A 6942-nucleotide genomic window follows, 5' to 3' on the forward strand; every position below is an offset into this window, starting at 1 on the left:
TGTTAGTGTCTTATAAGTGCCTTGTAGTCGTAACGTCTAAGGGCTTTGTCCAGTAGACAGTCGAGTAAAAATGAGTGATTAGCGTAAAAGAGGCTTTTAATATAACTGGATGCGGTCATTAATATTGTGCTGTCCAAATGAAAAGCGCTGCTGTAAATCTGCCAGTAGCGTCTCGACTCTTTCGTTGTTCCCTAAACCTTGATAAGCGCGTAGGAGTAAAGTCCCTGAGCGCAGGGTGGGCAACACATCATAAGGGGTCTGTAGATAGTCGATGACCTGTTGGTAGTTTTTATTGGCTAAGGCGTTACTTGCTAGCACGTTGAGCGCCTGTAGGTGCAGCTCATTGTCATAGCGTGGGTCATCGTAGTGAATTTGGATAATGGCTTGGGCCAGCGCTAGGCCCTGCTCAGAGTTGCGTTCATTGGCCAGCAATAACTGGGCGTAGCTCAGCTGATAAGACAAATTACTAGGATCGAGGGCTTGTAAGTGATTGAGCAGAGTCCGTTTAACGATGTAGTCACTTTGGTCATCAAGTAACTGGGCGCGAGCAAACAGTAAGGCTTCATTATCAGGGTATTTACGAGCCGCTCGCGTTAATAAACGCAGCGCTTCTGCGGCATCATTTTGCTGCCATAAAATATCGGCTTGTAGCACAAACGTATCAGGAGCGAATACGGGAAAGTCTTTGCGCAGTTTTTCTAGGGTAGCTATGGCGGCATCAACATTGTCGTTGAGCAACTCAAATGCCACTACTTTTCTACGCGCTTCTAGCACCAAGTCTTCTTGCATCACCCCATTAAGATAGTATTTGGCTTGCTCAAAACGCTGCTGGCGCTCGGCACTGATACCAAGATAATAGTAGGCTTGGTCAAGATAAGCGGGAGATTTGGCTAGTACGTTCAGTAGCTGGTCGGCACTCGCGTATTTTTCATTATCCAAACTCACCAAGGCGGCTAGCAAGGTAATCTCAGCGTCATCACTGAAGCGGTTATGGGCTTCAATTAATAGCTGCCATGCCTCTTGGCTTTGTTTTAAGTCCAATAAATAGCGAATCTCATAGAGGTACAAGCTTTTGCTATCAGGATTACGCAGACGCGCTTGGCTCACGTAATTGATCACGGTTTCTGCCGTGACAATTTTACGCAAAATGTCCGCTTTTAAGGTAATAAAAGGCACATAGTCCGGCTGTCGTTCTAAGGCTCGGTTGATGTGGACAATGGCAATCTCAGGCTCATTAAACTGGTAAAGCAAGCCTGCTTTTAGTACCGATAAGGAGGCGTTTTGTTCACTATCGAGTGGCTGTAGAGCGGCGAGCAACTCGCGCTTGTCCTCATCATTATTGGGATAAATACCAATAAGAATTTCACTTAAATCTGCGCGCGGATCATAACGCAAGATACGGTTTAGTGTTTCACCTGCTAGGAGATAATCGTGAGCGCGTAGGGCCAAATGCGCCACATAAAACCAAGCAGGCACGTGATCTGGGTATTGGTCTTGCCATGATTTCGCAAACTGTAATGAGTCTTCAACTCTTTCTGTGCGTAAAGACAGGCTCAGCGCTCTTTCAAACACTGCTGTCGCATCTTCTTTGAAAGACTGCTGCTTGTAGATAGTAAGCGCGCGCCGTTTATCACCACGATCGGCTGCAAACTCTGCATCTAATAGGGCATATAAGCTTGGCTCACTAAACTCAGGCTGCCATAGGCCTACCGATGCTAAGCCGTTCGTATGAGTGGTCGTCTCTACTGGTTGGACGTTTTTATAAACAGGTGCGTTCACTGCCGCACTATTGCTAGTCACATCATCGTTTTGGCGGGTAATGGACACTATGGGAATATTTGCTTTTAGAGCATCATCGGGGTGGCTGGCAGTGGCTGGCGCTGATAGGCACAGACAAATAGCCAACGACAAGGTTAGCTTATAACGTTGGCACAGCCGTTCAATAACGAGGTGTAATAAATCACGAAGACGCGACTGATCGTCATGCGCACGTTGTGATCGACGCTGTGATTGAAACAATGACCCAAAAAAAATCATAGATAGCCGTATTCGCTCATTGCTCACCGATACTTGCAAAGCCATATAGATAAAGCAATTTTATTTTAATCATTTCATGTTAAACGTTGGTAAAGAGTCGCCATGACAAACATTATATGAGTAGATTGACACGATAAACAATAGTGCCCGTGTTACTGCAAGATTGGCAATAGCAATACTACTGTCTTGTTTGTGGCGAGCACATTTGCTGATGATTGATCGTATTTGCGCTTTTACTTAGGTATAAGTGCTGGCATGAATACGTTGAAAATATAGCAAGTTAATGTGAAGTAAGCGAATAGTTTATGTATCTTTGGGGGACGCTCGCTAAAATTCGACTATTGGTTTTATCAATCACATAAGTAGTTGTTTTGTTACATCTGTGCCCAGATACAAGCAAATAGCCCTCATAGCTGGGTGAATGTTAATTAAAGCTGGCAATAATGATATAATGAGCGGTTTTTAGGGTCTTCCTTTCAGCGTTGTCGCCCAGAGTGTCTTTTTACAATAGTAAGATAGTGGGGTTGGCAGGTGAGCGTCATGTTTATGGTCTATCAATAATGAGATTAGTGGTCATTGGGGTCAATCACAAAACTGCACCAGTTGCTCTACGAGAGCGCTTGGCGCTTGTGGGTGACGATGTAAATGTCGCTCTTAAACAATTAGAGGCCTTTACTGATGGTAGTGTGATTGTTTCTACCTGTAATCGTACTGAGATTTATGCGCTTGTCCCGCATACCTTAACGGTGCAAAATCCAGGCGTGTCATCTTCAGAGTCGCAAGTGGCTGAAACTGCCGCACCGACCATTTCTAATAGTACGTTTAGCAGCAGCGCTCATCTTTCCTCTGCCGCCATCAGCGCTCATATCATCAAAATTAAAACTTGGCTGGCTAATTTTAAGCAGTTATCTCTCACAGAGATTGACCCGCACCTCTACGTGCATCGTGATACCCATGCATTGACGCACTGGCTTAGAGTCGCGGCAGGTCTTGACTCTATGATATTGGGTGAGCCGCAGATACTTGGCCAAATCAAACGCTCAGTGCACCTCGCGCAAGACCAACAAGCCTTGAGTAATCAGCTTGGCTGGATCGTCGATCAAGTGTTTGCGGCGGCTAAGCGGGTGCGTAATGAGACTAAAGTTGGGGCGCAGGCTGTGTCGCTCAGTTTTGCGGCGGCCAAGCTAGTCACGCAAATATTTGACGATTTGCCCAATCGCACTTTGCTCGTCGTGGCAGCAGGTGAGATGAATCGTTTGGTTGCCACGCACATCGCTGGGCTTGGGGTAGGGCGGGTTATTATTTGTAACCGTAACCCTGAACGGGCAGAAGCGCTAGCGGCTGAGCTGCGTCATCCCAATCGCCGCGTGGAAGTCACAACTCTACAAGCACTGCCACAGGTGCTGGCAGAAGCCGATATTGTCAGCAGCTGTAGTGGCAGTATGGATTTATTAATTGATAAAACCATGACGTTGCAGGCGCTCAAGCGTCGTCGTTATCAGCCAATGCTGATGATTGACTTAGCCGTACCGCGCGATATTGACTCGACCATTAGCCGTATCGACGATGTTTATCTGTACTCTGTCGATGATCTACAACACGTGATTGCGGGCAATATCGAGCAGCGCAGGCAAGCGGCGGTCGATGCCGAACTGCTCGTGAGTCAATTGGTCGTTGAGATGGATCGTCGCTTTCAAGTGCGACAAGTGGGCAAAGATATACAGCAGTATCGGGCGCACACTCATGAACAAGTGGACAAACTGCTGCAAGATTCCATGACCAAGCTACAGCAAAATCATGCTAGCCCTGAGGACATTATCACTGAACTGTCACGGCGCCTGACCCAAACCCTGACACACGCGCCATCGAAGCTGATGCGTAAGGCTGCCCGCGAAGGCGACAGTGAGTTGTTAGACTTTGTGGTATCAGGATTACAAGAGGCGCATCGTAGCCACCGATAGATAGCCACCATTCAACTGCCAAAAATCATACACGCCGCAAACGCCATCAAGGCGCAAACGTATCGTTGTCAACCTTCAATATCAATGCTAGTATCAAACTGTTATGAATATAGTAAGCGATGATAAACTTTTGTTATACGCTATCGGCTAGTTTGAAAAAGCCTTAGCACATTTATTTTAGCCTAATACTTATTCATCTCATCAGTGGTTAGTGATCGTTATTATTAGCCTACCTCCATGTAGCGCTTGTAATGGCGCACATGTTTTGTACGATCACACTATAGTCCATAAAACACAATAACCAACGGCAATAGCGCTAGGATAACGTGCTATATCGTCAATCTTGCGTCCTACTCTCGTCTATGACTTACCAATATTAGTATCCAGTTCATATTCCCTATTGTGGTATCTAGCGATTAGGCTACCTAAGGGCTATGTAATTTCTCGACAACAGAGGTGGTCACATTGGCTAATAGTATGGGGTGAGATTGCTTAAGGCGATGGTAGAGAAGGCAGTATATGGATTTTGCTGTCGCCAAAATTTAAAAATCATACAAGTATCTAACAATAAACTAGGAGCGTCCAATGACCGCATTACGTCAAGATATTGATCCAAACGGCTTATTAGAGTATTCAGTGGTCTATACTGACCGCGCCCTCAACCACATGTCCAAGGTCTTTCAACAAGTCATGAAGGATCTATCTAGCGAACTAAAGTCAGTGTATAACGCTGACGCAGTGGTGATCGTGCCAGGGTCTGGTACTTATGGGATGGAAGCGGTTGCGCGTCAATTGGCCAATGATGAAGACTGCCTGATTATTCGTAACGGTTGGTTTAGCTATCGCTGGACGCAAATTTTAGAAAAAGGCAAAATCGCCAAATCATCAACTGTTCTAACGGCTAATCGCACTGACGAAAGCGAGTCGCCAAAACCGTTTGCTCCCGTGGATATCGATGAAGCCGTTGCAAAGATTAAGGCTGAGAAGCCAGCCATTGTTTTTGCGCCGCACGTTGAAACGTCATCAGGCATTATTTTATCAGCAGATTATATCAAAGCGTTGAGTGATGCGGCCCATAGCGTCGGCGGCTTATTGGTCATTGACTGTATCGCATCCGGTTGCGTGTGGTTAGATATGAAAGATTTGGGCATTGATGTCCTTATTAGCGCCCCGCAAAAAGGCTGGAGTAGCACCCCATGCGCCGGTCTAGTGATGCTCAGTGATGCAGCCGTTAAAAAAGTAGACAGCACAGAGTCTGATAGCTTTAGCCTAGATTTAAAGCAGTGGTTGAACATCATGCGAGCCTATGAAAATGGCGGTCACGCTTACCATGCCACCATGCCCACCGATAGCTTGCGTCAGTTCCGCGATACGATCAATGAGGCCAAAGAAATTGGTTTTGATAAACTGTGTGATGCACAGTGGCAGTTGGGGAATCGTATCCGTCAGGTATTGGCAAATAAAGGGGTTAAGAGCGTTGCGGCCGAAGGCTTTGAAGCGCCCGGTGTGGTCGTCGCTTATACCGATCGCGATGATATGCATAAAGGCGGTGCTTTTGCTGAAGCAGGGATGCAAATCGCTGCTGGTGTCCCCTTAAAAGTGGGCGAGCCTGACAACTTTAAGACGTTCCGTTTGGGTTTATTTGGCCTAGATAAATTGACGGATGTAGACGGGGCGGTACAACGTTTTGAATCCGCACTTGAAAAAGTGTTGGCTAAATAACTTAAGTCATTTATTAGTTTGTTAGGGTGATAAACGTCTAAATACCAATACTGATCCTTAGCGTCACGCTGGGGTCAGTATTTTTTTACCTTTTTATTATATTTTATAATATAATGTATTTGTATAAAATGATTTACTCCACTTTTAATAAAAATTGGTTTAGGTAACTATGATGAGTGTACAAATAGACTGGCAAGCATTTACGCCAATCTCTTTGGTGGGTGGCTTATTGCTGGGCGTAGCGACGGTCATACTGCTGCTGGGTATTGGCCGTATTGCCGGTATCAGTGGTATTTTTTCAAGTTTGCTAAAGCCCAAGCGCGTAGAGGCGTGGCAGATCCTATTTATACTGGGTTTGGTTGTGTCGCCGTTATTATATGGTTTGATAAGTCCGCTCCCTGCTATAGAGGTGACTACCTCCTTGCCCTTGCTCATTGGCGCAGGATTACTGGTCGGCTTTGGGACGCGTTTAGGCTCAGGCTGTACCAGTGGGCATGGTATCTGCGGGAATGCGCGCTTATCGCCACGCTCGATGGCAGCGACAGTGATCTTTATGTTCTTTGGTATCGTGACCGTCTACCTTGGTCGCCATGTCTTAGGCTTAATTTAACAGCCGCGTAGGCGACAGTATTTAGCACTATCCATACAAGATAATAGCGTCATACAAGATAATAGCGAGACAGAGCAATGATAAAAAATATAATTGGGTTACTGGCAGGGTTACTATTCGGCTTTGGACTGCTGATATCGGGTATGACTGACCCTGTCAAAGTACAAGGTTTTTTGGACGTTTTTGGGGCGTGGGACATTTCTCTTGCGCTGGTGATGGGCGGCGGTCTTGTGGTAGCGATCGTGGGTGTGCAGGTGGCTCAGCGTCAACAGACCAGCTGGATTGGCACGTTGATTGAGATGCCAACGAAGACAACGATCAATAAAAAGCTTCTTATCGGCGCGATGCTGTTTGGTATCGGCTGGGGGTTGGTCGGTATTTGTCCAGGACCTGGTATCGTGCTGCTAGGGACAGGGCAATGGCAGGCTTATGTTTTTATTCCAGCGATGATAGTTGGCATGCTGGTCTATCAGTGGCTTGAGCCTAGACTTGGCGAATGAATAGTGGACTGAATCATTGCAGCATAAATAAAAAAGGTCAGCCTAATTCTATTAGTCTGAACCGACCCCCATAAGTTGGACACAACTTATGGGGTATTTTTATGCGTTACGA

The 6942-nt window shown here is 46.1% G+C and carries 5 protein-coding genes; 4 read left to right on the plus strand and 1 reads right to left on the minus strand.

Going from position 1 to position 6942, the window contains the following annotated elements; genetic code table 11:
• Nucleotides 1-96 precede the first annotated feature (96 nt).
• Nucleotides 97-2082, minus strand: a complete 1986-nt coding sequence (locus JFC06_RS11320; protein ID WP_227670207.1) for a tetratricopeptide repeat protein — start codon at nucleotides 2080-2082, stop codon at nucleotides 97-99.
• A gap of 515 nt (nucleotides 2083-2597) precedes the next feature.
• Here JFC06_RS11320 and hemA point away from each other — a divergent pair.
• The 4 genes from hemA to JFC06_RS11340 all read left to right on the plus strand — a co-directional run bounded on the left by hemA (nucleotide 2598) and on the right by JFC06_RS11340 (nucleotide 6830).
• Nucleotides 2598-3998: a glutamyl-tRNA reductase gene (gene hemA / locus JFC06_RS11325; RefSeq protein WP_198335127.1), complete on the plus strand. Its 1401-nt coding sequence runs from the start codon at nucleotides 2598-2600 to the stop codon at nucleotides 3996-3998.
• 585 nt (nucleotides 3999-4583) lie between these two features.
• On the plus strand, nucleotides 4584-5720 hold the full coding sequence (locus JFC06_RS11330) for an aminotransferase class V-fold PLP-dependent enzyme (RefSeq protein WP_198335128.1): 1137 nt from the start codon (nucleotides 4584-4586) through the stop codon (nucleotides 5718-5720).
• Nucleotides 5721-5892: 172 nt separating this feature from the next.
• Nucleotides 5893-6330: a YeeE/YedE family protein gene (locus JFC06_RS11335; RefSeq protein WP_198335129.1), complete on the plus strand. Its 438-nt coding sequence runs from the start codon at nucleotides 5893-5895 to the stop codon at nucleotides 6328-6330.
• Nucleotides 6331-6407: 77 nt separating this feature from the next.
• Nucleotides 6408-6830, plus strand: coding sequence for a DUF6691 family protein (locus tag JFC06_RS11340; RefSeq protein ID WP_198335130.1), 423 nt, complete (start codon nucleotides 6408-6410; stop codon nucleotides 6828-6830).
• Nucleotides 6831-6942 lie beyond the last annotated feature (112 nt).

Source organism: Psychrobacter namhaensis (genome assembly GCF_016107545.1).
Lineage (GTDB): Bacteria > Pseudomonadota > Gammaproteobacteria > Pseudomonadales > Moraxellaceae > Psychrobacter > Psychrobacter namhaensis.

What these genes read in the sequence shown, in the direction of transcription:
- JFC06_RS11320 (WP_227670207.1), bottom strand. Translation starts at nt 2,082, where the DNA reads ATGGCTTTGCAAGTATCGGTGAGCAATGAGCGAATACGGCTATCTATG.
- JFC06_RS11335 (WP_198335129.1), top strand. Translation starts at nt 5,893, where the DNA reads ATGAGTGTACAAATAGACTGGCAAGCATTTACGCCAATCTCTTTGGTG.
- JFC06_RS11340 (WP_198335130.1), top strand. Translation starts at nt 6,408, where the DNA reads ATGATAAAAAATATAATTGGGTTACTGGCAGGGTTACTATTCGGCTTT.
- hemA (WP_198335127.1), top strand. Translation starts at nt 2,598, where the DNA reads ATGAGATTAGTGGTCATTGGGGTCAATCACAAAACTGCACCAGTTGCT.
- JFC06_RS11330 (WP_198335128.1), top strand. Translation starts at nt 4,584, where the DNA reads ATGACCGCATTACGTCAAGATATTGATCCAAACGGCTTATTAGAGTAT.